The organism is Algoriphagus lutimaris, from assembly GCF_017051705.1.
GTDB lineage: Bacteria > Bacteroidota > Bacteroidia > Cytophagales > Cyclobacteriaceae > Algoriphagus > Algoriphagus lutimaris.
In genome coordinates this window covers 1-270 of record NZ_JAFIDJ010000053.1, presented here as the reverse complement: position 1 = coordinate 270, position 270 = coordinate 1, and the positions used below count along the sequence as shown (strand labels likewise).

Sequence of the window (270 nt, the reverse complement as noted above, 5' to 3'; positions counted from 1 at the left end):
TGCTCGGTGGACACGGTCTCTTCACTTGGGGAGACACGTCTTTTGAATGTTATATCAACAGCCTGGAAGTCATCGAAACCGCTTCCGCTTACCTGGAGGCCAATTACGGTAAAGACAGGCCTGTATTTGGCGGACAGAAAGTAACATCGCTTCCTGCAGAGCAACGTGCCTCACAGGCTGCCTTGCTGGCTCCCGTGCTGCGCGGACTGGCTTCATCCGAAAAGAAAATGGTCGGTACCTTCTCCGACACAGAGGTGGTACTGGAGTTCA

General features: G+C 53.3%; 1 pseudogene. It reads left to right on the top strand.

What is annotated here, in order from left to right:
• Positions 1–270 (top strand): annotated as a pseudogene (locus JYB62_RS19755) (bifunctional rhamnulose-1-phosphate aldolase/short-chain dehydrogenase); the annotation flags it as partial.